The organism is Pseudomonas sp. P7548, assembly GCF_013386585.1.
Taxonomy (GTDB): Bacteria; Pseudomonadota; Gammaproteobacteria; order Pseudomonadales; family Pseudomonadaceae; genus Aquipseudomonas.
Genome location: NZ_JACARO010000248.1, coordinates 1 through 376, shown reverse-complemented (window position 1 = coordinate 376; position 376 = coordinate 1). Strand labels below are relative to the sequence as shown.

1 pseudogene is annotated in these 376 nt (G+C 68.4%); it reads left to right on the top strand.

The features are described from left to right. Positions 1 to 376, top strand: a pseudogene (locus HX803_RS32530) (hypothetical protein); the annotation flags it as partial.

Below are 376 nucleotides of genomic sequence, written 5' to 3'. Positions count from 1 at the left end.
CCTGCGCACCGGGGTGGTGTGGGAAGGGCTGCAAGAACCGTCACAAGTGGTGTGGCGCCAGGCGCAGTTGCCGATCCAGGCCCTGGCACTGGACCCGGCCGACGGCGACATTGCCGCGCAACTGCATGCATTGTTTGATGCCCGCCACTACCGGCTGGACGTGACCCAGGCGCCGTTGCTGCGCCTGGTGCGCGCCGACGACCCGGCCAATCAGCGCATCGTCGCGACCTTGCTGTTCCACCACATGGCCCTGGATCACAGCGCGCTGGAAGTGGTGTGCCATGAGCTGCAGGCCTGCCTGTTGGGGCAGGGCGCAGCGCTGGGCCAGGCGGTGCCGTTTCGCAACTATGTGGCGCAGGCGCGGCTGGGGATCAGC